This is a genomic window from Actinomadura barringtoniae (assembly GCF_017573505.1).
Classification (GTDB): Bacteria; Actinomycetota; Actinomycetes; order Streptosporangiales; family Streptosporangiaceae; genus Spirillospora; species Spirillospora barringtoniae.
The window spans coordinates 59627-85548 of the sequence record NZ_JAGEOJ010000009.1 but is presented as its reverse complement, the minus strand read 5'-3'; the positions used below and the strand labels follow the sequence as shown (position 1 = coordinate 85548).

The window sequence follows — 25922 nt, the reverse complement described above, 5'->3', positions numbered from 1 at the left end:
CATTCTGAGAACAGTCTGAGAAACCGGTCCGTGAGGGACCCTTTCATTAAGGTCTTGTGTGGCGAAGGCTACGGCGTAATCACAACTCGCGCATGGGACTGGTGCACAGGCGCCGCACGCAGGACATTCATCCGCAACTCGGGGTTTTCCTACCGGTTCTGGGTTGTGGAGGTGCAGATGGTGCACATGCGTACGAGTGTCACGGCGATTGCCGGGGCAGCCGTCTTGGTCTTCGGACTGGCGGCATGCGGCGGCAGCGGCGGAGACAGCGGCTCCGGCGACGGGTCACCGAAGAAGGGGGGAACCCTCAAGATCGTCGGTTCCTCGGACCCGGACCACATCGACCCGGCCGCCGGGTACAGCACCGTCTCGCAGGCCCTGTCCCGTCAGTTCGCCCGGACACTGTTCATCAGCAAGTCCTCGAACAATTTCGCCGAAGCGATCCCGATGCAGCCCGACGCCGCGTCCGAGGTGCCGACGAAGGCGAACGGCGGCATCAGCGCGGACGGCAAGACCATCACCATCAAGATGCGCACGGGCATCAAGTGGAACACCCAGCCCGCGCGCGAGGTGACGGCCGAGGACTTCATCCGCGGCTGGAAGCGGCTGTGCAACCCGGCGAGCCCGTCGGGCGCCCAGGGCTACTGGATCACGACCATCGACGGCATGGAGGCCTACTGCAAGGGCTACACCAAGGTCGACCCCAAGAACGCCAAGGCGATGGCCGACTACCAGAACGGCCATCAGGTCTCCGGCCTCAGCGCCCAGGGCGACAAGACGATCATCGTCAAGCTGAAGCAGCCCGCCGGTGACCTCTTCAACATCATGAGCATGGGCTTCGGCAGCGCCGCGCCCAAGGAGTACGACGCCTACATCCCCGACAGCCCGGAGTTCCGCAGCCACACCGTCTCTGACGGCCCGTACCAGATCACCTCGTACACGGCCAACAAGACGATCGTGCTCGACCGCAACCCGGCCTGGTCGGGTGCGAGCGACCCGCAGCGGCCCGCCTACGTCGACAAGATCCAGGTCACGCTCGGCCAGGACCAGCCCGACGCGGTGCAGCAGCAGCTCGAGCAGGGCACGGCCGACCTGGCCTGGGACCAGCCGGTGCCGACCCCCTCGATCCCGCGGCTGAAGTCGGCGAAGGACCCCAACTTCGCCATCATGAAGGCGCCGCAGAGCAACCCGTACCTGGTGTTCAACACCCTCAGCCCGAACAACGGCGGGGCGCTGGGCAAGAAGGCCGTCCGGCAGGCGCTGGAGTACGCGATCGACAAGACCGCGCTGGTGAAGATCTACGGCGGGCCCGACGTGGCCGAGCCACTGAACCAGATCATCCCGCCGGAGAACGTGGGCTACCAGCAGATCAACCCGTACCCGACGCCGGGCAACGCGGGCGACCCCGCCAAGTGCAAGTCGCTGCTGGCGGCGGCTGGCTACCCCAAGGGTCTCACGCTGAAGTTCCCGTACCGGGTCAGCAGCAACCACCCGAAGATCGCCGAGTCGGTCAAGCAGAACCTGGCCGCCTGTGGCGTGACCGCGCAGACCGCGCCCGACACCAACGGCAACTTCTACGGCGAGTCGCTGGTCACCCCGGCCAACGCCAAGGCCGGTAAGTGGGACATCGCGGCCCCCGGCTGGATTCCCGACTGGTACGGGCCGAACGGCCGCACGCTGATCCAGCCGCTGTTCGACGGCCGCACCTACGGTCAGAACTCCAGCGACTACGGCGGCTACAGCAACCCCGAGGTCGGCAAGCTCATCGACCAGGCGCTGCAGAGCATCGACGAGAACCAGATCGCCTCGTACTGGCACCAGGCCGACGTCAAGATCATGGACGACGCCGCGGTGATCCCGTTCATGGCGCAGAAGTACCCGATCTACAAGTCCAAGCGGACCAAGAACGCTGAGTTCATCGCGGCCAACCAGGCCTACGACTTCAGCAAGATCTGGCTGTCCTCCTGACCGATCGCGGCCGAGGCCGGGTGAGTCCCACGGGGCTCGCCCGGCCGTCGGGCGCCCAATGACGAAGGGGGGACGATGAATCTTCTCGACGTACGGGACCTGAGGGTCTCCTTTCCGACCGCGGACGGGATCGTGCAGGCGGTGCGCGGTGTCTCGTTCACGGTCGAACCCGGACGCACGCTCGGCATCGTCGGCGAGTCCGGATCCGGTAAGAGCGTGAGCGTGCAGACGCTGATGGGCCTCACCGCCGGCGCGGACGTCGACGGCGAGGCCCTTTTCGACGGCCAGGACCTGCTCACCATGGGCGAGCGCGAGATGCGCCGGGTCCGCGGCGCGCAGATCGCGATGATCTTCCAGGATCCGCTGTCCAGCCTGCACCCGCACTACCGGGTCGGCTGGCAGATCATCGAGATGATCCGCGAGCACGAGCCGCAGATGAGCAAGGCCGAGGCGCGCAAGCGCGCGATCGAGATGCTCGGCCTGGTCGGCATCCCGCAGCCGGACCGGCGGGTGGACGACTACCCGCACCAGTTCTCCGGCGGCATGCGGCAGCGCGCGATGATCGCGATGGGGCTGTCGCTGCATCCGAAGCTCATCATCGCCGACGAGCCGACGACCGCGCTCGACGCCACCGTCCAGGCCCAGATCCTGGACCTGATGCGCCGGCTGCAGCGCGAGTTCGACACCGCGCTCATCATGATCACGCACGACCTGGGCGTCATCGCCGACATGGCCGACGACGTGCTGGTGATGTACGGCGGCAAGGCGGCCGAGGAGTCCGACCGCCGCACGCTCTACTACCGGCCCCACCACCCCTACACCAAGGGGCTGCTGGAGTCGGTCCCCGGCGCGTCCGGGGCCAAGGGCACCCGGCTGAAGCCGATCCCCGGCCAGCCGCCGAGCCTGATCAACCTCCCGGGGGGCTGCGTCTTCCACCCGCGCTGCGAGTACGTCATGGCCCGGTGCCGCACCGAGGCGCCGCCGCTGCACGCGGTCGCGACCGACGAGTCCGGGACCGACGGCACGCACCTGTCGGCGTGCTGGCTGCCCAGGGACGCCATCGGGCTGACCCCTGCCGCGGAGGAGATGCGCCTGGCCGCCGTCACCGAAGGCGGCGGACCCAAGGCCAACGGCGCCGCGACCCCCGCTCCCAAGACCGACGTCACCAAGACCGACGCGTCGGCGTCCGACGCGCCCGACGCGTCCGCTCCCAAGACCGACGTGTCGAAGGCGCCCGCGCAGGCCGAGCCGAACGAGGAGGGAACGGAATGAGCACCGATCCCGACGTCCTGGTCTCGGTCGAGGGCGTCTACAAGCACTTCCCCATCAAGCAGGGGATCGTCTTCAAGAAGGAGATCGCGCGCGTCCACGCCGTGGACGGCGTCGACCTCCAGGTGCGCCGCGGCGAGACCCTCGGCATCGTGGGGGAGTCGGGCTGCGGCAAGTCGACCCTCGCGCGCTGCATCACGGGCCTGCACCCGGTGACCAGGGGCCGGATCACCTACGAGGGCCGGGACATCACCAAGTTCTCGGCGCGTGATCTGAAGGCGTTCCGCCGCGACGTGCAGATGATCTTCCAGGACCCGTACGGCTCGCTGAACCCGCGCCGCCGCGTCGGCTCCATCATCGGCGACCCGTTCGCCGTGCACGGCATCGCCGACGGCGCCGACCGCAAGAAGCGCGTGCAGGAGCTGATGGAACTGGTCGGGCTGAACCCCGAGCACTACAACCGGTTCCCCGCCGAGTTCTCCGGCGGCCAGCGCCAGCGCATCGGCGTCGCCCGCGCGCTCGCGCTGAAGCCGAAGGTCATCGTCTGCGACGAGCCGGTGTCGGCGCTGGACGTGTCGATCCAGGCGCAGGTCATCAACCTGCTCGAGGACCTGCAGGACGAGCTGGGGCTGACGTACGTGTTCATCGCGCACGACCTGTCGGTCGTCCGCCACGTCAGCGACCGGATCGCCGTGATGTACCTGGGCCGCACCGCCGAGCTGGCGGAGGCCGAGACGCTCTACGGCGCCCCGCGTCACCCCTATACGGCCGCGCTCCTGTCGGCCGAGTCGATCCCCGATCCCGACGAGGCCGAACGCGCCGAGCGGATCGTGCTGATCGGCGACGTCCCATCGCCGATCGACCCGCCGTCCGGCTGCCGGTTCCATCCGCGCTGCCCGAAGGCCAAGGAGCAGTGCGTGGAGGAGGAGCCGGAGCTGATCGCCCGCGAGGGCGACCCGGCCGACCACCTGACCGCCTGCCACTTCCCGGTCGAGCCGGGCGAGAGCCTCGCGCGCGAGCAGGCGTCCATCGAGCAGGTCTCTACCGAACCGGTCCTCCCGGAGGTGTCCACATGAGCCTCGCAGAAGCACAGGCCGAGGTCGTTCCGGCCGACGTCGAACCGACCGGCAGGCAGATCGAGGGCCGCAGCCCGCTGCGCCTGGCGTACGCCCGGCTACGCCAGGACCGCCTGGCGATGGTCTCCCTCGTGATCGTCTTCCTGATGATGCTCCTGGCGCTCTCGGCGCCGCTGTGGGCGCACTGGACCGGCCACAACTACCACCAGACCTACCCCAAGACCGGCGTCGACGAGAACGGCCAGCCGGTGGGCCCGAACGGCGAGTTCTGGCTCGGCGCCGACTCGATCGGACGCGACGTGCTGGTCCGCGCCATCTACGGCGCCCGCGTGTCGCTCCTGGTCGGGCTCAGCTCCACCCTGCTCGCCACGGTGTTCGGCGTGGCGGTGGGCGTCCTGTCGGGCTTCCTGGCCGGCTGGGTCGACGGCGTGCTGGCCCGCTTCCTGGACATCCTGCTGTCGTTCCCGTACGTGCTGGTCGCCATCCTGGTGGCCGTCACCTTCGGCGCCAGCGTCCCGCTGACCATCTTCGTCATCAGCTTCTTCTCCTTCGCCGCGATGGCCCGGGTGGTCCGCGGCCAGGTGATCTCCATCCGGGAGAAGGAGTACATCGAGGCGGCACGGTCGGTCGGCTCCAGCAAGATGCGCATCATGGTCGTCGACATCCTGCCGAACCTGATCGCGCCGGTGACCGTGCTGGCCACGCTGCTGATCCCGCAGGCGATCGTGTTCGAGTCGGTGCTGTCCTACCTGGGCGCCGGCGTGGACCCCTCCACGCCGAGCTGGGGCAGCATGCTGAGCGAGGCGCAGGACTACTACCGCACCGCGTGGTGGTTCCTGTTCGTCCCGGCGGCCCTGCTGCTGCTGACGACCTTCTCCTTCAACATCCTCGGTGACGGTGTCCGCGACGCCTTCGACCCGAGGACCGAACGGCTGTTCATGCGGAAGCGGAAGAAGGCCAAGAAATGATCCGTTTCATCATCCGGCGGCTGCTGTTCGGCGTCGTGGTGCTGTGGCTGGTGTCCACGGCCGTGTTCTTCTGCATCTTCGTCGCCTCCGGGCACCCCGAGCGCGTCATCGGAGGCCCGCGTGCGACCGCCGACAACCTCGCGCAGATCCGGCACAACCTCGGCCTGGACAAGCCCCTGATCGTTCAGTACGGGGAGTATCTCGGCCGGCTGGCCAAGGGCGACCTCGGGATGTCCTACGTCTACCAGACGAAGGTCTCCTCGATGATCACCGACCGGCTCCAGACCACCGCGATCCTGGTGCTGGGCGCCTCGGTGATCTGGCTGGTGGGCGGCGTGCTGATCGGAGTGGTGAGCGCGACCCGCGCCCGCGGCTTCCTGGACCGCGTCTCGACGCTGTTCGTGCTCGTCGGGCTGTCGATGCCCGCGTTCGTGGTCGGCCTGCTGATGCTGTACGTCTTCTTCAGCAAGTTCGGCGACGCCGGGATCCACCTGTTCGAACCCGGCCCGCCCATGCAGGAGCACTTCCTGAAGCGGATGATCCTGCCCTGGCTCGCGTTGGCGTTCCTGCTGGTCGCCGGCTATGCCCGGCTGACACGAGGATCGATGCTGGACGTCCTCGGCGAGGACTACATCCGCACCGCCCGCTCCAAGGGCCTGTCGGAACGCCGCGTCATCTACCGGCACGGGCTGCGCGCCGCGCTCACGCCCGTGGTGACGCAGTTCGGCGTGGACGTCGGCGTGCTCATCGGCAGCACGATCGTCACCGAGAAGGTGTTCGGCCTGCAGGGCCTGGGCCAGCTCATCGTCCAGTCCATCAGCGTGGGCGACGCCCCGGTGATCCTCGGCGCCATCATGCTGGTCGCGCTGTGCGTGGTCGTGGCCAACCTGCTGGTGGACATCGCCTACTCCTTCCTGGATCCGCGCGTCCGGCTCGACTGAGTGGCCTGGAAAGGGAAGCGCCCCGTACGGTCGGCGGACCGTACGGGGCGCTTTTCTCCTGTTGGGCTCTCTATCGAGCCCCCCTCGCGTCGCGCCGTGCTCCTAGTCGGTGGAGATCGCCTTGAGGACGTCCATCCGGCCGGCCCGCCAGGCGGGCCACAGCGCCGCCAGGACGCCGATCACGGCTCCGACCACCACGTAGATGGCCAGGGTCGTCACCGGGACGCTGAGCTCGCTCAGGCCCTGGTCCTTCAGCGCGTTCTGGACGGCCGCGCCGAAGATGATCCCGATCCCGATGCCGAGCCCGGCGCCGAACACCGCGATCACGATCGACTCCACCCGGATCACCCGGCGCAGCTGGCGGCGGCTGATGCCGATCGCCCGCAGCAGCCCGATCTCCCTGGTCCGTTCGATCACCGACAGCGCCAGCGTGTTGATGACGCCGACCGCCGCGATGATGACCGACATCACCAGCAGGATGGTGAGGAAGGTGACGAACGAGTCCACCTGCTTGCGCGCGTCCTTCTTGATGGCCGCCTGGTCGGAGACCTTGAGGTTCGGGTACTCCTTCAGCGTGTTCTCGATGGCCGTCTTGGTCGTGGCGTTGGTGTTCGCGGCGTTCACCACGATGCTGTCGACCGTCGGCCGCGCCGTGTGCGCCATGTAGACCGGCTGCGCGATGAGGCGCGGCCCGATCATGTCGCTCTTGTCGTAGACGCCGGTGACCCGCAGCTGCTGGGACTTGCCGTCGGGGAACAACACCGGCACGGTCGAGCCGACCGCCCACTTCTGCTTCTTGGCGGTGTCCTTGTCGACCATCATGCCGTCGTTGCCGACGTTTGCGTTGCCGGTCAGCAGCTTGATGCGGGCGCCCGGGACGAGCACCCCCATGTCGCCGGACACGTAGGCGGCGCGCTTGCCGTTGATCTTGGCGTTGCCGGTGTAGACCGGGGAGGCCGCGTCGACGCCCGGCGTGCCGGACACCTTCTTGGCCACCTCGTCGCCGACGCCGCCCGCACCGGTCGGCTCGATGATGTAGTCGGCGCCGAACTGCTTGTCGACCTGCGCCTCGACCGAGGCGCGCATCGACGCGCCCATCACGTTCACCGTGGTGATGAGGGCCAGGCCGATCATCAGCGCGGCCGCGGTCGCGGCGGTGCGGCGCGGGTTGCGCAGCGCGTTCTGCTGGGCGAGCCGGCCGGGCGTGCCCATCAGCGCGGCGAACGGAGCGCCGAGCACCTTGATGACCGGGACGCTGATCACCGGCGCCAGCATCGCGATGCCGATGAACACCAGGAACACCCCGACGCCGACCGGCAGGACCGGGTTGCTGCCCCCGCCGAACAGCCCGAGCGAGATCAGCGCCGCGCCGATCAGGGTGATCGTGGAGCCGAGCGCGACCCGGATGCGCAGCGAGCGCTGCGGCAGCGCGACGTCGTCGCGCATCGCCGCGACCGGCGGCACCTTGGCGGCCCGGCGGGCCGGGAAGTAGGCCGAGATGACGGTCACCAGGATGCCGACCGCGTACGACCAGATGACCGGGGTCGCGGTGAACACCAGCCCGGACGCGCTGTCCTTCATCATCTGCGCCTGCAGCAGCGACGCCAGGCCCGCCCCCGCGGCGAGCCCGATCGTCGAGCCGACGAAGCCGACCGCGACCGCCTCCCCGATGACCGCACGGGTCACCTGGGGCCGTGCCGCGCCGATGGCGCGCAGCAGCGCCAGCTCCCTGGTGCGCTGGGCGACCAGCATGGAGAAGGTGTTGAAGATGATGAACGCGCCGACGAAGATCGAGATGAAGGCGAACACCAGCAGGAAGGTGCGGAAGAAGCTCATCATCTTGCCGATCTCGCTCTTGCTCTCATCGCGCAGCTTCGTGCCGGTGACGGCCTCGTAGTTGCCCGGGAGCACCTTGGCGACCGAGTCGCGCAGCTGCGCCTCGCTCGGGCCGGTGCTGCCCATCTCGATGTCGCTGAAGTAGCCGGGCTTCAGCATGAGCCGCTGCGCGGTCGGGGTGTCGAACGCGGTGACGGTGGCACCCATCAGGTTGCCGGTGTCGATCAGGCCGACGACCTTCATCTGCTGCGGCGGGCCCTGCACGGCGACCTTGATCGTGTCGCCGAGCTTGAAGCCGCCCTTCTTGGCGGTGGCCTCGTCGATCGCGACCTCGTGCGGCCCCGCGGGCGGGCGCCCTGAGGACAGGTCGTTGCCGCTGCCGGCCGGGTTCCAGTTCGTGCCGATCTGCGGCGGCCCGTTCTGCTCCGAGCCGATGGTCTTGCCGTTGCTGCCGACCGCGGCGGCGTAGCCGTTGACGTTGCCGATCGGGTTCTTCACGCCCGGGATGGCGCGGACCTTCTCCAGGACCGAGGCCGGCACCGGCAGGGCGGTGTTGCCGTCGCTCTCGCCCTCGTCGACGATCTTCTTGGCGCGCACGTCGACGGCGACGTTCTTGCCGACCTTGTTGAACAGGTCGTCGAACTGCTTGTTCATCGTGTCGGTGAAGATGAGCGTGCCGGCCACGAAGGCCACGCCGAGGATCACCGAGATGGCCGTGAGGACCAGCCGGATCTTGTGCGCCGCGAGGTTGCGGAGCGTCACCTTGCCCATCATGACGCGGCGACCCCCGGCCGGTCGAAGCCCTTCATGCGCTCGAGCACGCGCTCGGCGGTCGGGCCCTGCATCCTGTCGACGATCTGCCCGTCGGTGAGGAAGAGCACCTCGTCGGAGTAGGCGGCGGCGGACGGGTCGTGGGTGACCATGACGATGGTCTGGCCCATCTGCCGGACCGACTCGCGCAGGAACCCGAGGATCTCGGCGCCCGAACGCGAGTCCAGGTTGCCGGTCGGCTCGTCCGCGAAGATGATCTCGGGCCGGGAGGCGAGCGCGCGGGCACAGGCGACGCGCTGCTGCTGGCCGCCCGACAGCTCGCTCGGGCGGTGCTTCAGCCGCTGGCGCAGGCCGACGGTGTCGATGACCGCGTCGAGCCACTGCTTGTCGGGCTTGCGCCCGGCGATGTCCATCGGCAGCGTGATGTTCTCCAGTGCGGTCAGCGTCGGCACCAGGTTGAACGCCTGGAAGATGAAGCCGATCTTGTCGCGGCGCAGGCGGGTGAGCTGCTTGTCGCGCAGCCGGGTCAGGTCGGTGTCCCCGATGAAGACCTGACCCGAGTCCACCGAGTCCAGCCCCGCCATGCAGTGCATCAGCGTGGACTTGCCGGACCCGGAGGGACCCATGATGGCGGTGAAGCGGCCGCGCGGAATGCCGACGGTCACGCCGTCGAGGGCGATGACCTTCGCGTCTCCATGGCCGTACACCTTGGCGATCTGATGGGCCCGTGCGGCGAAGTCGCCCGCCCCGGGCGCGGAGTGCGCGTCAGCGGTCGATGGGGCGGTGTTCGTCACGTGAACTCCCCTGTCTGAGAATGAGCCGGAAATGGGTGTCGAGCTTCGAGACCGCGAAGCATCCCCCGGTGCGATCTCCATGGCACAGAACACTAGGAGTTCTCGGCATCGTTGAGATGCACCCAGGGAATGGACTTCGCGCTCCACCCACGGCAGGAGGAGTGCGACGGGCCATCGTCCTCCCGGGGGAGGACGATCAGCCGAAGGGTCAGGGGCAGCCCTGAGACAGGGCCGGGGTCAGCTCTGACCGGGGCGGCTCAGGCCCGTTTCGTAGGCGTAGACGACGGCCTGGACGCGGTCTCGGAGACCCAGCTTGGCCAGCACGTTGCCGACGTGTGTCTTGACCGTAGTCTCGCTCACGACCAGCGCCTTGGCGATCTCGGCGTTGGACAGGCCGCGGGCGACGTGCGACAGCACCTCGCGCTCGCGGTCGGTCAGGGTGTCGAGCCCGGGCGGGGGAGAGGCGTCCCGGACGGCCGGCAGCCGGGTCGCGAACTTGTCCAGCAGCCGCCGCGTGACGCTCGGCGCCACGATGGCGTCCCCGGCCGCGACGATGCGGATGGCCTGCACCAGGTCCTCGGGCGGCGAGTCCTTCAGCAGGAACCCGCTGGCCCCGGCCCGGACCGCCTCGATCACGTACTCGTCGAGGTCGAACGTGGTGAGGATCAGCACCTTCGGGTCGTGCGAGGCGGCGCCGTCGCGGATGATCCGCCGGGTCGCCTCGATGCCGTCGACGCCCGGCATGCGGATGTCCATCAGCACCACGTCGGGCAGCAGCGACCGCGTCATCTCCACCGCCGCCGCGCCGTCGCCGGCCTCGCCGACCACCGCCAGGTCGCCCTCCGCCTCCAGGATGAGCCGGAAGCCCGTCCGCAGCAGGGGCTGGTCGTCCACGAGCAGAACCCGCACCGTGCTCATTCACTCGCTCCGCTCGTCGAAGAACTCATCGCCTCGTCCTCGCCCCTCAGCCTCGCCGCCATCGGCTCAGGCTTCCAGAGGAAACCGCGCCCGGACGCCGAAGCCGCCGCCGACCCGCGGGCCGATCCGCAGCTCGCCGCCGTACAGCGCGACCCGCTCGTACATGCCGACCAGGCCGTGTCCTGGATTGTCGCCGTTGTCGGCGATGATCGTCGCGGTGCCACGCCCGTCGTCCTCGATCTCCACGGTCAGGTCGTCCTCGGTGTAGTACAGCCGGACCCAGGCGCGCGCCTGCGGCCCCGCGTGCTTGAGCGTATTGGTGAGGGCCTCCTGGATGAGGCGGAAGGCCGCCACGTCCACCCCCGGTGACGGCGTGCGCGCCTCGCCCTCGATCCACAGCTGCACCGACAGGCCCGTCTCGCGGACGTGGTCGAGCAGCTCGCCGAGGTCGCCCAGGCCCGGCTGCGGCGCGAGCTCGCGGCCGGCGGGCTCGGTGTCGCGCTCGGTGCGCAGCACGCCCACGATCCGGCGCATCTCGCTCAGCGCGGTGCGGCCGACCTCCTCGATGGTGGTCATCGCCTCGCGGGCGTTGGCCGGGTCCTTGTCGAGGATGCGGCGCGCCGCGCCCGCCTGGACCGTCATCACGCTCACATGGTGGGCGACGACGTCGTGGAGCTCGCGTGCGATCCGCGACCGCTCCTCGACGCGGGCCGCCCGCGCGTCGGTGCCGCGCGCCCGTTCCAGCCGCGCGGCCCGGTCCTCCAGCTCGGTGAAGTAGGCGCGGCGCAACCTCAGGTTGCGGCCGAGCGCCCACACGCCGACCAGCAGCGCGGTGTTGGTGAGCCAGGTGATGACGCCGACCTTCAGCGGTGAGACGAACATGGTGACGTTGAACATCACCAGCGCCAGCAGCCCGCCCGCCGCGCTGTGCGCGAGCCCCCGGTGCGCGGCCACGCTGTAGATCGCCAGCAGCGAGGCCACCACGTCCGGGATGGTGGGCTGGTAGTTGGCCACCGAGATCCACAGCTCGCCGCCCATGATGAAGATCAGCGTCGACAGCGGGTAGACCCGCCGGAAGGTCAGCGCCATCGTGATGACGATGACCAGCAGCACGTGCAGCGCGTCGGTGTGCGCGTAGTGCGCCGCGATCTGCTCGGGGACCTCGTCGAAGTAGAGCTGCGGCAACCCCGCCGCCAGCAGCGCCAGCGCCAGGACGGCGTCGGCGGCCTGCGGGCGCGCCTCCAGCCAGGCACGGCAGGCACGAAGACCTCGGATGCGGGGTGACACAATTCTCACCCTAGGAGGTCACGCCAGGTGGTGAGCCCATCCTGGACGCGGATCTCACATCATCCGCAAGGAGGAGTGGCGGGCGTCCCGCGAAGGGCTAAAGGCCCTCGCGCGGGGGTTCACAGATCGTCGCCGCGCTCGTGCGGCGACACCTCCAGGTCGGCGGGCGAGGGCCGGTCCGGCGGCGCGTCGGGCAGCGGCGGGGGAGTACCGCCGAAGCCCGGGCAGCGCTGCTGGTGGTCGCACCAGTCGCACAGCCGGCTGGTGCGGTGGCGCCACTCGCCGGTCTCGGTGGCCCGGCGGATCGCCACCCACAGCGCCTCGATCTTGCGCTGGGTCGCGCGCAGGTCCGACTCGTCCGGCTCGTACCGCAGGATCTCGCCGTTGCCGAGGTACATCAGCTGGAGGAGCCGGGGCACGCGGCCCTGCAGCCGCCACAGCACCAGCGCGTAGAACTTCATCTGGAACAGCGCCCGCGCCTCGAAGTCGGCGCGTGGCGCGGTGCCGGTCTTGTAGTCGACGATCCGGACGTCGCCCGAGGGCGCCACGTCCACCCGGTCGATGTAGCCGCGCAGCTTCAGCCCGTTGTCGAGCACGGTCTCCACGAACAGCTCGCGGTCGGCGGGCTCCAGGCGGCGCGGGTCCTCCAGGGTGAAGTAGCGCTCGACCATCTTGCCGGCGTGCTCCAGCCACTCCGGCTCGGTGAGGTCGCCGTCCCCGAGGTCCTCGAAGATCTGCTCCAGCTCGGGGGACTCGGTGCGCAGCCGCTCCCACTGCGGCGCCAGCAGCTCCAGCGCCGCGGCGGGCGTCCGCTCGGCCGTCGGCAGGTCGTACAGCCGCTCCAGCACGGCGTGCACCAGCGTGCCGCGGACGGCGGCCGAACTCGGCTTCTCCGGGATCCGGTCGATCACCCGGAACCGGTAGAGCAGCGGGCAGGTCATGAAGTCCCCGGCCCGCGAGGGCGAGAGGGAGCCGATCACCGTGGGCGCCTCGGTGGTCTCGATGCCGGTCTCGCCCTGAGCCTCGGTGGTCGTCATGTCCAGCAGCGTAGGGGACGCCTCCGACGAAAACCCGTATCCCGGCCGGGTGCGCCGGGCACGCCGCCCACGACGTCTCCGGGTGGCCTCCGCGACGCCTCCCGGTCGCCTCCGGGACGATCATCGGGCGCGCCTCCGGGCACGTCGTGCGGCTCCCAGGAGGTCAACCGAGGCTACGGGGCCGTAGCATCGGGTGCGTGGCAGACACCGCACCGCCGACCGAAGGCAAGACGCCCCCCGAGGATCCCGTGCGGCCCGCCGCCGGGCGCGGCGGGCCGGGCCTGTACATGGGACGGCCGTTCGGCGTGCCGGTCTACGTCTCGCCCAGCTGGTTCCTGGTGGCGATCGTGGTCACCGTCATGTTCGAGAACCAGGTCCCGCACGCCGTCGCTGGCCGCCCGGCGAGCTTCCTGATCGCCTTCGCCTACGCGGTCCTGCTGTACGCCTCGGTCTTCGTCCACGAGCTCAGCCACGCGGTCACGGCCAGGGTGCTGGGCCTGCCGGTGCGCTCGGTCACCCTGCACATCCTGGGCGGGGAGACCTCCATCGAACGCGAGGCCCCCACTCCGGGCCGGGAGTTCCTGATCGCCTTCGCCGGGCCGGTGGTCAACCTGGTGCTGGCCGGGCTCGGCTTGGCCGCCCGGATCGTGCTGCCGCTGCCGGACGTGGCCGAGCTGCTGGTGGAGGCGCTGACCTTCGCCAACCTGCTGGTCGGCGTGTTCAACCTGCTGCCGGGCCTGCCTCTGGACGGCGGGCGCCTGGTGCGCGCGGCGGTCTGGAAGGCCACCGGCCGCAGCCGCAGCGGCGCGATCTTCGCGGGCTGGGTCGGGCGCGGCGTGGCGGTCCTCACCCTGGTCGCCGGGGCCTTCCTGGCCACCCGGCCGACCGGCGGCGGCGAGAGCGGGTTCGGCTGGCTCGCGCTGCTGTGGTCGGCGCTGGTCGCCTCGTTCATCTGGGTCGGCGCCACGCAGGCCATCCGCGCCGAACGGGTCCGCGACCGCATCCCGCTGCTGCAGGCCCGCCGCCTGGCCCGCCGCGCCACGCTGGTGACCGCGCAGGTGCCGCTGGCGGAGGCGGTGCGCCGGGCCCAGGAGGAGCAGGCAGGCGCCCTGGTCGTCGTCGATCATGACGGGCGGCCGCTCGGGCTGGTGAACGAGAAGGCCGTGACGGCCACGCCGCCGCAGCGCCGCCCCTGGATCGAGGTCGGCGACCTGTCGCGCGGCCTGGAGGACGACCTGAAGCTGCCGGCCGACCTGTCGGGCGAGGAGCTGATCATCGCGCTGCGCCGGGCCCCGGCCTCGGAGTACCTGCTGATGGAGCCGGACGGCTCGGTCTACGGGGTGCTGGCCGTCAGCGACGTCGACCGCGCGTTCGCCGGGATCTGAGGGTCCGGACGCGGCGTGAGCCCGGCCTGAGCACGGCCCGAGCGGGGTCCGGCCACCGATAACCTTGGTGGCCATGAGTGACGACTCCCTTCCGGACGCCTACGGCCGCATTCCGCACGGCCCCTTCAGGGCGGGGGACCAGGTCCAGCTGACCGACCCCAAGGGCCGGATCAACACGATCACCCTCCAGCCCGGCAAGGAGTACCACTCCCACAAGGGCGCGATCGCGCACGACGAGATCATCGGCAGCCACGAGGGCACGGTCTTCCGCTCCTCCGGCGGCACCGACTACCTGGCGTTCCGGCCGCTGCTGGCCGACTTCGCCGTCCGGATGCCGCGCGGCGCGGCCGTCGTCTACCCCAAGGACGCCGGGCAGATCGTCGCGATGGCCGACATCTTCCCCGGCGCGCGGGTGGTCGAGGCGGGCGCCGGATCCGGCGCCCTCACCTGCTTCCTGCTCCGCGCGGTCGGCGAGCGCGGGCTCGTCTCGTCCTATGAGCGCCGCGAGGACTTCGCCGGGGTGGCCAAGGGCAATGTCGAGAAGTTCTTCGGCGGCCCCCACCCCGCCTGGCGCCTCACCGTGGGCTCCCTGGAGGACTCCCTCACCGAGACCGAGGTGGACCGGGTCGTCCTGGACATGCTCGCGCCCTGGGAGTGCCTGGACGCGGTCGCCAAGGCCCTCATCCCCGGCGGGATGATCTGCGTCTACGTCGCCACCACGACCCAGATGTCGCGTGTGGTGGAGGGGCTGCGCGAGCAGGGCGCCTTCGCCGAGCCCTACGCCTTCGAGACCATGCTGCGGTCCTGGCACGTCGAGGGACTGGCCGTACGGCCCGATCACCGCATGGTCGGCCACACGGGCTTCCTGGTGACCGCCAGGCGGCTCGCCGACGGCGTGACGCCGCCGCTGCGGCGCCGCCGGCCGGCCAAGGGCGCCTACGCCGAGGCGGAGGCGGGGACCCCGGCGCAGGGAGCCCAGGGGGCTCAGCCGGAACACGGGACCCTGGGGGCTCAGCCGGGCGGTCAGGCCGTCGGCTCGCCCGGCGACGCGCCGGAGACGATCACCGAGTCGTAGATCACACTTTCGGGCGGCGCGGGCCCGCGCCCGGGGACGACGCGCGGGTCGTAACAACGATTTCACCTAGCGTGCGTGGCCCTCGAACGCGGCTTCGGGCAGGGCCGTAATCAGCAAACTTTGCTTCACTGCGCGGGGGCGCGCCGGGAATTTCGCTGTTTTTCGCCCGCCATGGAGGATTCTCTGTGCCCACTTGGCGAGGGGTTCCGGCCGGGAGTGATCGGTCCCGTACGACACGAGTACCGAATGGGCAGGTTACGGAAGCCCTCCAGATAGGTAGGGTCTCAGTAGGTCGTCGGCTCTCTTCGTGAGGAGGTGACGGGGCGTGGCCGCTCGTGACGATGCTGGGGCGCGCAGGGCGCAGCACGACAAGGAGGTTAGGGACCTCCAAACGCAGGTGTCCTTCCTGGAGGAGGAGATCTCCGTGCTGCGCCGGAAGCTCGCGGAATCCCCGCGCCAAGTACGTGTTCTGGAAGAACGACTCCATGAGGCGCAGGCCAACCTTGCCGCCGTAACGGGTCAGAACGAGCGTCTCGTAGCGACCCTCAAAGAGGCTCGCGAACAGATCGTGGCGCTCAAGGAGGAGGTCGACAGGCTCGCTCAACCGCCGTCCGGCTTCGGGGTCTTCCTGGAGGCACGCGACGATGGAACGGTCGACATCTTCACCGGAGGCCGGAAGCTGCGGGTGAACGTCAGCCCCGCGGTCGAGGTCGACGAGCTGAAGCGCGGCCAGGAGGTCATGCTCAACGAGGCGCTCAACGTCGTCGAGGCACTGGAGTTCGAGGAGCAGGGCGAGGTCGTCATGCTCAAGGAGCTCTTCGACGACGGCGAACGGGCCCTGGTGATCGCGCACGCCGACGAGGAGCGCGTGATCAAGCTCGCCGAGCCGCTGCGCGGCGTCCCCCTCAGGGCGGGCGACTCGCTGATGCTCGAGTCCAGGTCCGGATACGCCTACGAGAAGATCCACAAGGCCGAGGTCGAGGAGCTGGTCCTCGAAGAGGTCCCGGACATCTCCTACGACGAGATCGGCGGGCTGGGGTCGCAGATCGAAATGATCCGCGACGCCGTCGAGCTCCCCTATCTGCACGCGGACCTGTTCCGCGAGCACCAGCTGCGTCCCCCCAAGGGCGTGCTGCTGTACGGGCCCCCCGGCTGCGGCAAGACGCTCATCGCCAAGGCGGTCGCCAACTCGCTGGCCAAGAAGGTCTCCGAGAAGACCGGCGAAGAGGGCAAGAGCTTCTTCCTCAACATCAAGGGCCCCGAGCTCCTGAACAAGTACGTCGGCGAGACCGAGCGGCACATCCGCCTGGTCTTCCAGCGGGCCCGGGAGAAGGCCTCGGCCGGCACCCCGGTGATCGTGTTCTTCGACGAGATGGACTCGATCTTCCGTACCCGCGGCTCCGGCGTGTCCTCCGACGTCGAGAACACCATCGTTCCGCAGCTGCTGAGCGAGATCGACGGCGTCGAGGGCCTGGAGAACGTCATCGTGATCGGTGCCTCCAACCGGGAGGACATGATCGACCCGGCCATCCTGCGCCCGGGACGCCTCGATGTGAAGATCAAGATCGAGCGCCCGGACGCCGAGGCGGCCAAGGACATCTTCTCCAAGTACATCCTCACCGGTCTGCCGTTGCACCCCGACGACCTGAAGGAGAACGGCGGGTCCGGTGACGCGACGGTCGCCGCCATGATCCAGCGGACCGTCGAGCGGATGTACACCGAGACGGAGGAGAACCGGTTCCTGGAGGTCACCTACGCCAACGGTGACAAGGAGGTCCTGTACTTCAAGGACTTCAACTCCGGGGCGATGATCCAGAACATCGTCGACCGGGCCAAGAAGATGGCCATCAAGCAGTTCCTCGACACCGGCCAGAAGGGGATGCGGGTGGCCCACCTGCTCGCCGCCTGCGTCGATGAGTTCAGCGAGAACGAGGACCTGCCGAACACCACCAACCCCGACGACTGGGCCCGGATCTCCGGCAAGAAGGGCGAGCGGATCGTCTACATCCGCACGCTCGTCTCCGGAACCAAGGGCGCCGAGGCCGGCCGTTCCATCGATACGGTCGCCAACACCGGTCAGTACCTGTAGTTCGTACGTCGGAGGCGGCGGTCACCCATTCCGGGTGGCCGCCGTTTCTCTTTCGGCAGGCGGAAGTCCCCGCGGCGGCTTTGTCGTGATGTGCGCGACTCGCGGCTGTGAGTTCCCTAGGAAATGGTCAAAGGGGGGCAACGTGTCCTTTAGGCTCGTCCCCAATGTCTGGAGATGCTCAAGCCGCGCCCCCTCGGCCCGCCCGACGGGTGCGGTTGCACGAAGTCGACCTGCTGCGGTTCATCGCGGCGCTGGCCGTGGTGCTCTACCACTACACGGGCACGCTCGGCGGCCCCTGGAAGGGTGAGACGGCGCGGGAGCTGTTCCCCCGCCCGATGACGGCGCTGACCCAGTTCGGCTTCATGGGCGTCGAGCTCTTCTTCCTCATCAGCGGCTTCGTCATCCTGATGAGCGTGTGGGGCCGGTCGATGGCCGATTTCGCGGTGTCGCGCATCATCAGGCTCTATCCGGCGTACTGGTTCGCCGTCCTGCTCATCGGCGGCCTCTACCTGGCCACCGGCGAGGGCAGGGGCAAGCCCGACCAGATCATCCCGAACCTGACGATGTTCCAGCAGGGGATGGGCATCCGGAACGTCAGCGGCGTCTTCTGGACGCTGTGGGCCGAGATGCACTTCTACGCGCTGATCTCGCTCCTGGTGCTGGCCGGGGTGACCTACCAGCGCTGCGTCACGTTCATGTCCAGCTGGACGGTGCTGGCGATCTTCGCTCACGAGAGCGGGAACGACCTGCTGCAGAGTGTGCTGATCCCCGAGTTCGCGCCCTACTTCATCGGCGGGATGGCGTTCTTCCTGATCCACCGCTTCGGCCAGTCGCTGCTGCTGTGGGGCTTCGCCGCGTTCTCCTGGGCCTGCTCGATGCGCTACGCGCTGCCCGCCGCCACCGACAAGCCCTACAACGTCGCCCCCTCCGACGCCTGGCCGGCGGTCGCGATCATCATCACGCTGCTGTACGTGGTGATGGGCCTGGTCGCCACCGGCAAGCTCGGCTGGCTGCGCTGGCGCCACTTCGCGACGCTGGGCGCGCTGACCTACCCGACCTACCTGATCCACTACGAGGTGGCGCCGCCGATCGCGCACACGATCTACCCGCGGATGCCGCTCTGGGCCGCCACCCTGCTGATCATCGCGATCGTGCTGCTGGCCGCCTACCTGATCCACCGGATCGTCGAGGTGCCGCTGTCGGAGTGGCTGAAGCCGCGCCTGCGCGACTCGTTCGCCCGGCTCACCGCGACCGACCCTGGCCGCCCTCGCGGGCGCCGCGCACAGCCCTCCGAGCAGGCCGCCGGGGGCTTGGCCGCGCCGCTGAACGGGCACCCCGAGCCTGACCAGGCACGGGAGAAGACGGGGGCCGCGGCGGAATCGGCGGGCGACACGCCGTCGGCGGGCGATTCGGGGGCCCTGACCCCGTCAGCGCGGGCCCTGACAGAACCTGGTGAGGAGCCCCATGGCTCCACCCCGTCCGCCCCGATAGGCTCGACGATATGAGTGTTCGGCGGGTGATGGGCATCGAGACCGAGTACGGCATCTCCGTACCCGGTCAGCCAGGGGCCAACGCGATGGTGACCTCCTCTCAGGTCGTCAACGCCTACCTGGCGGCTTCTGCGGCACGGGCCAGGCGGGCCCGCTGGGACTTCGAGGAGGAGAACCCGCTGCGGGACGCCCGCGGGTTCGACCTCGCCCGGGAGGTGGCCGACCCGACCCAGCTGACCGACGAGGACCTGGGCCTCGCCAACGTGATCCTGACCAACGGCGCGCGGCTGTACGTCGACCACGCGCACCCGGAGTACTCCGCGCCCGAGTGCACCAACCCGCGCGACGCGGTGATCTGGGACAAGGCCGGCGAGCGCGTGATGGCCGACGCGGCCCAGCGCGCCGCGATGGTCCCGGGCACGCACCCGATCCAGCTCTACAAGAACAACACCGACAACAAGGGCGCCTCCTACGGGTGCCACGAGAACTACCTGATGAAGCGGGAGACGCCGTTCGCCGACGTCGTCCGCCATCTCACCCCGTTCTTCGTCTCGCGGCAGGTCGTCGCGGGCGCCGGCCGGGTCGGCATCGGCGTGGACGGGCGCGGCGACGGGTTCCAGATCAGCCAGCGCGCCGACTTCTTCGAGGTCGAGGTCGGGCTGGAGACCACCCTCAAGCGCCCGATCATCAACACCCGCGACGAGCCGCACGCCGACCCCGAGAAGTACCGCCGGCTGCACGTGATCATTGGCGACGCCAACATGAGCGAGGTGTCGACCTACCTCAAGCTCGGCACGACCGCGCTGGTGCTGGCCATGATCGAGGACTCGTTCCTCACCGTGGACCTGTCGGTCGACATGCCGGTCGCCTCGCTGCGGGCGGTCTCGCACGACCCGAGCTGCAAGCACCTGCTGACGCTGCGCGACGGCCGCAAGATGACCGCCGTCCAGTTGCAGATGGAGTACCTGGAGCAGTCCCGCAAGTACGTCGAGGACCGCTTCGGCGCCGACGTGGACGAGATGACCAAGGACGTCCTGGACCGGTGGGAGTCGGTGCTGCACCGGCTCGGCGAGGACCCGATGCAGCTGTCGCGCGAGCTGGACTGGGTGGCCAAGCTGGAGCTGCTGGAGGGCTACCGCAGCCGCGACGGCCTGGACTGGTCGCACCCGCGCCTGCAGCTGGTCGACCTGCAGTACTCCGACGTACGCCCCGACAAGGGCCTCTACAACCGCCTGGTGGCCCGCGACCGGATCGAGCGGGTCGTCACCGAGGAGCAGGTCCAGACGGCCATCGAGGACCCGCCCGAGGACACCAGGGCCTACTTCCGCGGCCGTTGCCTGCGCCAGTACGCCGACTCGGTCGCCGCGGCGTCGTGGGACTCGGTGATATTCGACGTCCCGGGCCGCGAGTCCCTGCAGCGCGTGCCGACCCTGGAGCCCCTGCGCGGCACCAAGCAGCACGTGGGGCCCCTCCTGGACCGCTGTCGTACAGCCGCCGACCTGGTGGCCGTACTGACCGGCCAGAGCTGACCTGAGCGGGTCAGGGCCGCCCGCCGGTGGTCCTCCTGGTCAAGGCGTCTTCTGAAGGCCATCTGGGCCTTCAGGGGCCGCAGCGCATTCGTGACCGGTTTGCCCGTTTCAGGGGTTGGCGGACGGGCGATAACCTCGGCAGGCCCCCCGCGCTGTCGAAGGTGGTGAAACGGACCGCGATGTCCGCTCGCCGTCGGTGATCGGAGATAGGGTTGGGGGCACCGGCAGGAGTGGAGGTACGGGATGGCCACGAAGGACACCGGCGGTCAGAAGCAGACCACGCGCCGCACCGAGGAGGTCGAGGAGACCCAGGCCGCGACCGAGGGCGACGTTCAGGAACGCCAGGAGAAGCTCACCGACGACGTCGACGCCATTCTCGACGAGATCGACGAGGTTCTCGAGGAGAACGCCGAGGAGTTCGTGCGGTCCTACGTTCAGAAGGGCGGCCAGTGACCGGGTCTCTCCAGAGCCCGGTCCGCACGCGGCCGTAAGAGCAGTACCAGCAGTAGCCGCAGGACCAGCTGTACCAGCGGTGATCGAAGGACTAGACGGGGTCGTCGTTCGCCGACGTCGTGAGGGCGTCCAGGTGGGCGATCAGGGCGTTGGCGACGGCGAAGCCGTCCGGGGGGACGGGGATCCCGCCGGTGAGGCGGGTCCAGGCGATCCCGGCCGCGGCGGAGGCGCTGAGCGCCTCCAGTGCGGCCTCGGGGTGAGGGGGAGCGATCTCCTCCGGCAGCCGGCCCTCGGCCGGCCAGAGCCCGCGCAGCTCGTGCGCGGGATCGCCGAGGATCTCGGCGAGCAGGGCGCGCAGCTCGGGATCGAGCCACGCGCCGACGGGAGTGGCCAGATCGGGCCGGTAACCGGCCATGTCGGCGGCCAGCAGCGCGACGGCGGCCCGGCGCGGCTCCAGGTAGTCCGGCGCCCCGGGATCGCCGCACAGCGGTAGCAGGGCCGTGGCCAGGTCGTAGAAGGCCAGCTGGAAGCGTTCACCCAAAGCCGAGTCGGCGAAGAGCGTGGCGTGCAGCGGCGCGGCGCAGCGGGACCGCCACTCGCGCTCGACGGCCTGGTCGCCGTAGGGGAGCGCGGGGTTGTCCAGGGCGGGGCTGGCCTGGATCGGCTCGATCATCGACAGCAGCGCCGAGGCCCGGATGCGGAAGCGCGGATCGTCCCGCATCGCCTGCGCGGTCATCACCATGCACCGGACGAGCTGGCCGGCGGCGTCGGCCCGGCCCGCCCGCAAACGCTCGGCGTACAGCCCGATGATCGTGTGCAGCGGCGGCGGGACCAGCCAGCGCAGCCGCCCGCCCTCGGGCGCGGGGGCCAGGTGCGGCTCCCACAGGCCCAGCAGGTCGCCCGCCAGGGCCGGGTCGAACACCGGGACCGACGCGCACCACAGCATCGCGCTCCAGGTCGCCGCGACCGTGCTCGGCGTGCCGTGCAGGAAGTGGTTCCAGCCGAGCGGGAAGTCCTGCGGCGGCGCCTGCATGGCCTCCGACATGACCATCTTCAGCCGGTAGGACACCGCTCCGGGCGGCGGCTCGCCGACCACGGCCATCGGCGGGCCGTAGTCCTGGGCGTAGTCGGGCCCGGTCGGCAGGATCTCGGCGGCGATCAGCGGCGGCGTCAGGCCCGGCCGCATCGGCTCGGCCGCCTCGCGTGCCGCGGCCGAACGCGGGGGAGCGGCGGGGAACCAGCGACCGTCGGCCGGATGCCAGCGGTACCAGCGCGCCCACGCCCCGTACAGCCACCAGGCGAGGTCGGGCGTGGCGACCAGCCGGGGAACGAGCGCCTGCTGGCGCTGCAGCGGCGTGGCGCCGGGCCACCAGGGGCTCCCGACGGCGATCCGGGTCTCGTGCTCGGAGGCCGCGAACGGGTCGCCCTCGGGGGGCGGCTCGGGCCACTCGGGCTCCTGCGCGGGCGGCTGCGCGACGTACGGACGGCTCCAGGGCACCTGGCCGGGAGCGCTGGGCCAGGTCGGCTGCCCGAGCGGGCTCGGCCACCCCGGCCGTCCGGGCTGCGGGCCCTGAGGGCCGGGCGATCCCCACACCACGCCGCCATCGTAATGGCCGCGAGCGAGGGTTCGCCCTCGGCTGACTACGGTAGGGATCACGCAGCATGCAGTGGCCGTCGTTTGAACAGTAGGGTCATAACCGTCCGCGCCGGTGCGCTCGAAGGGGGAGCCGGCGCCATGGTGGAGGGAAGGAGTCGCGTGGCGTCCCACGAATCGCACACAGGACGTCTGCCGGGGCTGTTCGGTACCCCGGGCACGTCCTCGTTCACGGATTTCCTGGGGGGATACTCCCCGGAAATGCTGCCCGGGCGGCGCACGCCACCGGCGGCTCCGGTGGGTGACGAGATCCCGCACGGCACGACGATCGTGGCCGTGACCTTCCCCGGCGGAGTGGTGATGGCGGGGGACCGGCGGGCGACCGCGGGCAACGTGATCGCTCAGCGGGACATCGAGAAGGTGTTCCGCGCCGACGAGTTCTCCGCGATCTCGATCGCCGGGACGGCCGGGATCGGCATCGAGATCGTCCGGCTGTTCCAGGTCGAGCTCGAGCACTACGAGAAGATGGAGGGCCGCACGCTCTCCCTGGAGGGCAAGGCCAACCGCCTCGCCACGATGGTCCGGGGCAACCTGGCCATGGCGATGCAGGGGCTGGCGGTCGTGCCGCTGTTCGCCGGTTACGACGAGGACCGCGACGCGGGCCGGATCTTCTCCTACGACCCGGCGGGCGGCCGCTACGAGGAGCGCGACTTCTACTCGATCGGCTCGGGCTCGGTGTTCGCCCGGGGCGCGCTGAAGAAGCTCTACCGCCCCGAGCTGTCGGCCGAGGACGCCGCGATGGCGTGCGTGCAGGCGCTGTACGACGCGGCCGACGACGACTCGGCGACCGGGGGCCCCGACCTCACCCGCCGGATCTTCCCGGTGGTGGCGACGGTGACGTCCGACGGTTACCGCAGGCTCGGCGAGGACGAGGTGGGCGCCATGGCGCAGACCGTCGTCGACGGGCGTTACGACTCGCCGGGCGGGCCGACCGCCCCGCTGCGATAGAAGGGATCCAGACCGGTGTCCATGCCGTTCTACGTGTCGCCCGAACAGCAGATGAAGGACAAGGCGGACTACGCGCGCAAGGGCATCGCGCGCGGCCGCAGCGTCGTCGTGCTGCAGTACGACGACGGCATCCTGTTCGTGGCCGACAACCCGTCCCGGGCGCTGCACAAGATCAGCGAGATCTACGACCGCATCGCGTTCGCGGCGGTCGGCAAGTACAACGAGTTCGAGAACCTGCGGCTGGGCGGCGTCCGCTACGCCGACGTGAACGGCTACCAGTACGACCGCAAGGACGTGACCGCCCGCGGGCTGGCCAACGTCTACGCGCAGTCGCTGGGCACCATCTTCACCGAGACCAACAAGCCGTACGAGGTGGAGCTGGTCGTGGCCGAGGCGGGCACCGAGGCCGCCAGCGACCAGATCTACCGGCTGACCTTCGACGGCTCGGTGGCCGACGAGCACGGCTACGTCGCGATGGGCGGCCAGGCCGACGCGGTGGCGCAGGCGCTGAAGGACCGCTTCCAGGAGGACATGTCGCTGGCCGCGGCGCTGAAGGCGGCGGTGCAGTCGCTGGAGGCCCAGGACACCGACCGGCACCTGGAGGCCAAGTCGCTGGAGGTGGCGGTGCTGGACCGCAACCGCGAGCACCGGCTGTTCAAGCGGCTGCCGGCGGCGCGGATCGAGGCGCTGCTGGGCGAGGCGGGCGAGTCCGCCTCCGACGGCTCCGGCGGCTCCGGTGACGACGACGCCGGGGAGTCCTGACCGGGAGCCCGCAGGAGCTCGATCAGATTCGATCAGGCCCGCCACGATCCGCGCCGCGCGGTCGTGGCGGGTCTTTTCGCGACCATTAATGATCTACAATGTAAAGGCGCCGGGCGGTGGCCGTACGCAGGGCGATCGGCCCCGGTCACCGGCCGTGATCGGGCTTTCGATGTCGCGTGATCGGATGTGCCGCGAAATCCAGGGAATCAAGACACTGCCAACTGGGGTCCCGGCCGCATAGGGTCAAGGTGTGGACAGGCGCATTTTCGGGCTTGAGAACGAGTACGGCGTCACCTGTACCTTCCGCGGGCAGCGGCGGTTGTCACCGGACGAGGTGGCCCGCTATCTGTTCCGCCGGGTGGTCTCATGGGGTCGCTCCAGCAACGTGTTCCTGCGCAACGGCGCGCGGCTGTACCTGGATGTGGGAAGCCACCCCGAGTACGCCACGCCCGAGTGCGACAGCGTCGTGGACCTGGTGACGCACGACAAGGCGGGCGAGCGGATCCTGGAGGGGCTGCTGGTCGACGCCGAGCGGCGCCTGCGTGAAGAGGGCATCGCCGGCGACATCTACCTGTTCAAGAACAACACCGACTCGGCCGGCAACTCCTACGGCTGTCACGAGAACTACCTGGTCGGGCGGCACGGCGAGTTCGGCCGGCTGGCCGACGTGCTGATCCCCTACCTGGTCACCCGCCAGATCATCTGCGGCGCCGGCAAGGTGCTGCAGACCCCGCGCGGCGCGGTCTACTGCGTGTCGCAGCGGGCCGAGCACATCTGGGAGGGCGTCTCGTCGGCGACCACCAGGTCCCGGCCGATCATCAACACCCGCGACGAGCCGCACGCCGACGCCGAGCGGTTCCGCCGCCTGCACGTCATCGTGGGCGACTCGAACATGAGCGAGACCACGATGCTGCTCAAGGTCGGCGCGACCGACCTGGTGCTGCGCATGATCGAGGCCGGGGTGGTCATGCGCGACCTCACCCTGGAGAACCCGATCCGCGCGATCCGCGAGGTCAGCCACGACATGACCGGCCGGCGCAAGGTGCGCCTGGCCAACGGCCGCGAGGCCAGCTCGCTGGAGATCCAGAAGGAGTACTTCGGCAAGGCCAAGGACTTCGTGGACCGGCGTGGCGGCGACGAGACCGCCAAGCGCGTGCTGGACCTGTGGGAGCGGACCCTGCGCGCGGTGGAGACCGGCGACCTGGACCTGGTGTCGCGGGAGATCGACTGGGTGACCAAGTACCAGCTGATCGAACGGTACCGGCGTAAGTACGACCTGCCGCTGTCCTCGCCGCGGGTGGCCCAGCTCGACCTGGCCTACCACGACGTGCACCGCGAGCGCGGCCTGTACTACCTGCTGGAAAAGCGCGGCTCGGTGGAACGGGTCGCCAAGGACCTGGAGATCTTCGAGGCCAAGTCGGTGCCGCCGCAGACCACCCGGGCGCGGCTGCGCGGCGAGTTCATCCGCAAGGCCCAGGAGAAGCGCCGCGACTTCACCGTCGACTGGGTCCACCTCAAGCTCAACGACCAGGCCCAGCGCACCGTGCTGTGCAAGGACCCGTTCCGCTCGGTGGACGAGCGCGTCGACAAGCTCATTGCCGGAATGTAGGGCAAGCCCGACCTTCCGGAGACTTCCCGGTACGCCATGCTACTGGCGGGTCACCAGGGGGTA

At 69.8% G+C, this 25922-nt stretch carries 20 protein-coding genes; 14 read left to right on the top strand and 6 right to left on the bottom strand.

Translation table 11 applies throughout. The features are described from left to right. The first annotated feature begins 225 nt into the window (after positions 1-225). From J4573_RS22355 to J4573_RS22335, 5 genes are all read left to right on the top strand, one after another. A complete protein-coding gene (locus J4573_RS22355) occupies positions 226-1968 on the top strand; it encodes an ABC transporter substrate-binding protein (RefSeq protein WP_243773419.1) in 1743 nt (580 codons plus the stop codon). Between the two features lie 75 nt (positions 1969-2043). After that, the gene (locus tag J4573_RS22350; RefSeq protein ID WP_208257752.1) at positions 2044-3240 is read left to right on the top strand and encodes an ABC transporter ATP-binding protein; all 1197 of its coding nucleotides are present in this window, start codon (positions 2044-2046) and stop codon (positions 3238-3240) included. Continuing rightward, positions 3237-4313: an ABC transporter ATP-binding protein gene (locus tag J4573_RS22345; RefSeq protein WP_208257751.1), complete on the top strand. Its 1077-nt coding sequence runs from the start codon at positions 3237-3239 to the stop codon at positions 4311-4313. Before J4573_RS22350 ends, J4573_RS22345 begins: the two co-directional genes overlap by 4 nt. Further along, complete coding sequence (locus J4573_RS22340; protein WP_208257750.1) at positions 4310-5281, top strand: ABC transporter permease; 972 nt, start codon at positions 4310-4312, stop codon at positions 5279-5281. The genes J4573_RS22345 and J4573_RS22340 overlap by 4 nt, the downstream gene beginning before the upstream one ends. Continuing rightward, positions 5278-6222, top strand: a complete 945-nt coding sequence (locus J4573_RS22335; protein WP_208257749.1) for an ABC transporter permease — start codon at positions 5278-5280, stop codon at positions 6220-6222. Before J4573_RS22340 ends, J4573_RS22335 begins: the two co-directional genes overlap by 4 nt. 102 nt (positions 6223-6324) lie before the next feature. Here the strand turns inward: J4573_RS22335 and J4573_RS22330 are convergent, their stop codons facing one another. The 5 genes from J4573_RS22330 to J4573_RS22310 all read right to left on the bottom strand — a co-directional run bounded on the left by J4573_RS22330 (position 6325) and on the right by J4573_RS22310 (position 12865). Beyond that, positions 6325-8829 carry an ABC transporter permease gene (locus J4573_RS22330; RefSeq protein WP_208258057.1) on the bottom strand — a complete coding sequence of 835 codons (2505 nt, stop codon included), beginning with the start codon at positions 8827-8829 and terminating at the stop codon, positions 6325-6327. After that, on the bottom strand, positions 8829-9623 hold the full coding sequence (locus J4573_RS22325; protein ID WP_307796790.1) for an ABC transporter ATP-binding protein: 795 nt from the start codon (positions 9621-9623) through the stop codon (positions 8829-8831). Before J4573_RS22325 ends, J4573_RS22330 begins: the two co-directional genes overlap by 1 nt. Positions 9624-9860: 237 nt before the next feature. Further along, positions 9861-10541 carry a response regulator gene (locus tag J4573_RS22320; RefSeq protein WP_208257747.1) on the bottom strand — a complete coding sequence of 227 codons (681 nt, stop codon included), beginning with the start codon at positions 10539-10541 and terminating at the stop codon, positions 9861-9863. A gap of 66 nt (positions 10542-10607) precedes the next feature. After that, complete coding sequence (locus J4573_RS22315; RefSeq protein WP_208257746.1) at positions 10608-11828, bottom strand: sensor histidine kinase; 1221 nt, start codon at positions 11826-11828, stop codon at positions 10608-10610. Between the two features lie 119 nt (positions 11829-11947). After that, complete coding sequence (locus tag J4573_RS22310; RefSeq protein WP_208257745.1) at positions 11948-12865, bottom strand: RecB family exonuclease; 918 nt, start codon at positions 12863-12865, stop codon at positions 11948-11950. A 287-nt stretch (positions 12866-13152) separates the two neighbouring features. Between J4573_RS22310 and J4573_RS22305 the strand changes: the two genes are divergently transcribed. From J4573_RS22305 to J4573_RS22280, 6 genes are all read left to right on the top strand, one after another. Then, positions 13153-14250 (top strand): M50 family metallopeptidase, encoded by a 1098-nt coding sequence (locus J4573_RS22305; RefSeq protein ID WP_208258056.1) that lies wholly within the window; start codon positions 13153-13155, stop codon positions 14248-14250. Between the two features lie 73 nt (positions 14251-14323). Then, the gene (locus J4573_RS22300; protein WP_208257744.1) at positions 14324-15325 is read left to right on the top strand and encodes a tRNA (adenine-N1)-methyltransferase; all 1002 of its coding nucleotides are present in this window, start codon (positions 14324-14326) and stop codon (positions 15323-15325) included. A gap of 325 nt (positions 15326-15650) precedes the next feature. Beyond that, entirely contained in the window at positions 15651-17414 is a 1764-nt protein-coding gene (gene arc, locus J4573_RS22295; RefSeq protein WP_208257743.1) for a proteasome ATPase, read from the top strand. Between the two features lie 215 nt (positions 17415-17629). After that, complete coding sequence (locus J4573_RS22290) at positions 17630-18919, top strand: acyltransferase family protein (protein WP_208257742.1); 1290 nt, start codon at positions 17630-17632, stop codon at positions 18917-18919. Further along, a complete protein-coding gene (gene dop / locus J4573_RS22285) occupies positions 18916-20433 on the top strand; it encodes a depupylase/deamidase Dop (protein WP_208257741.1) in 1518 nt (505 codons plus the stop codon). Before J4573_RS22290 ends, dop begins: the two co-directional genes overlap by 4 nt. A gap of 243 nt (positions 20434-20676) precedes the next feature. After that, complete coding sequence (locus tag J4573_RS22280; protein ID WP_208257740.1) at positions 20677-20886, top strand: ubiquitin-like protein Pup; 210 nt, start codon at positions 20677-20679, stop codon at positions 20884-20886. A 91-nt stretch (positions 20887-20977) separates the two neighbouring features. Here J4573_RS22280 and J4573_RS22275 read toward each other — a convergent pair whose 3' ends face one another. Then, positions 20978-22483, bottom strand: coding sequence for a hypothetical protein (locus tag J4573_RS22275; protein ID WP_208257739.1), 1506 nt, complete (start codon positions 22481-22483; stop codon positions 20978-20980). 159 nt (positions 22484-22642) lie between these two features. Here J4573_RS22275 and prcB point away from each other — a divergent pair, with 159 nt between their 5' ends. From prcB to pafA, 3 genes are all read left to right on the top strand, one after another. After that, on the top strand, positions 22643-23488 hold the full coding sequence (gene prcB / locus J4573_RS22270; protein ID WP_307796786.1) for a proteasome subunit beta: 846 nt from the start codon (positions 22643-22645) through the stop codon (positions 23486-23488). Positions 23489-23509: 21 nt separating this feature from the next. Then, positions 23510-24250: a proteasome subunit alpha gene (gene prcA, locus J4573_RS22265; RefSeq protein ID WP_208258055.1), complete on the top strand. Its 741-nt coding sequence runs from the start codon at positions 23510-23512 to the stop codon at positions 24248-24250. 250 nt (positions 24251-24500) lie between these two features. Next, positions 24501-25859, top strand: a complete 1359-nt coding sequence (pafA, locus tag J4573_RS22260) for a Pup--protein ligase (protein WP_208257737.1) — start codon at positions 24501-24503, stop codon at positions 25857-25859. The last annotated feature ends 63 nt before the right edge of the window (positions 25860-25922 follow it).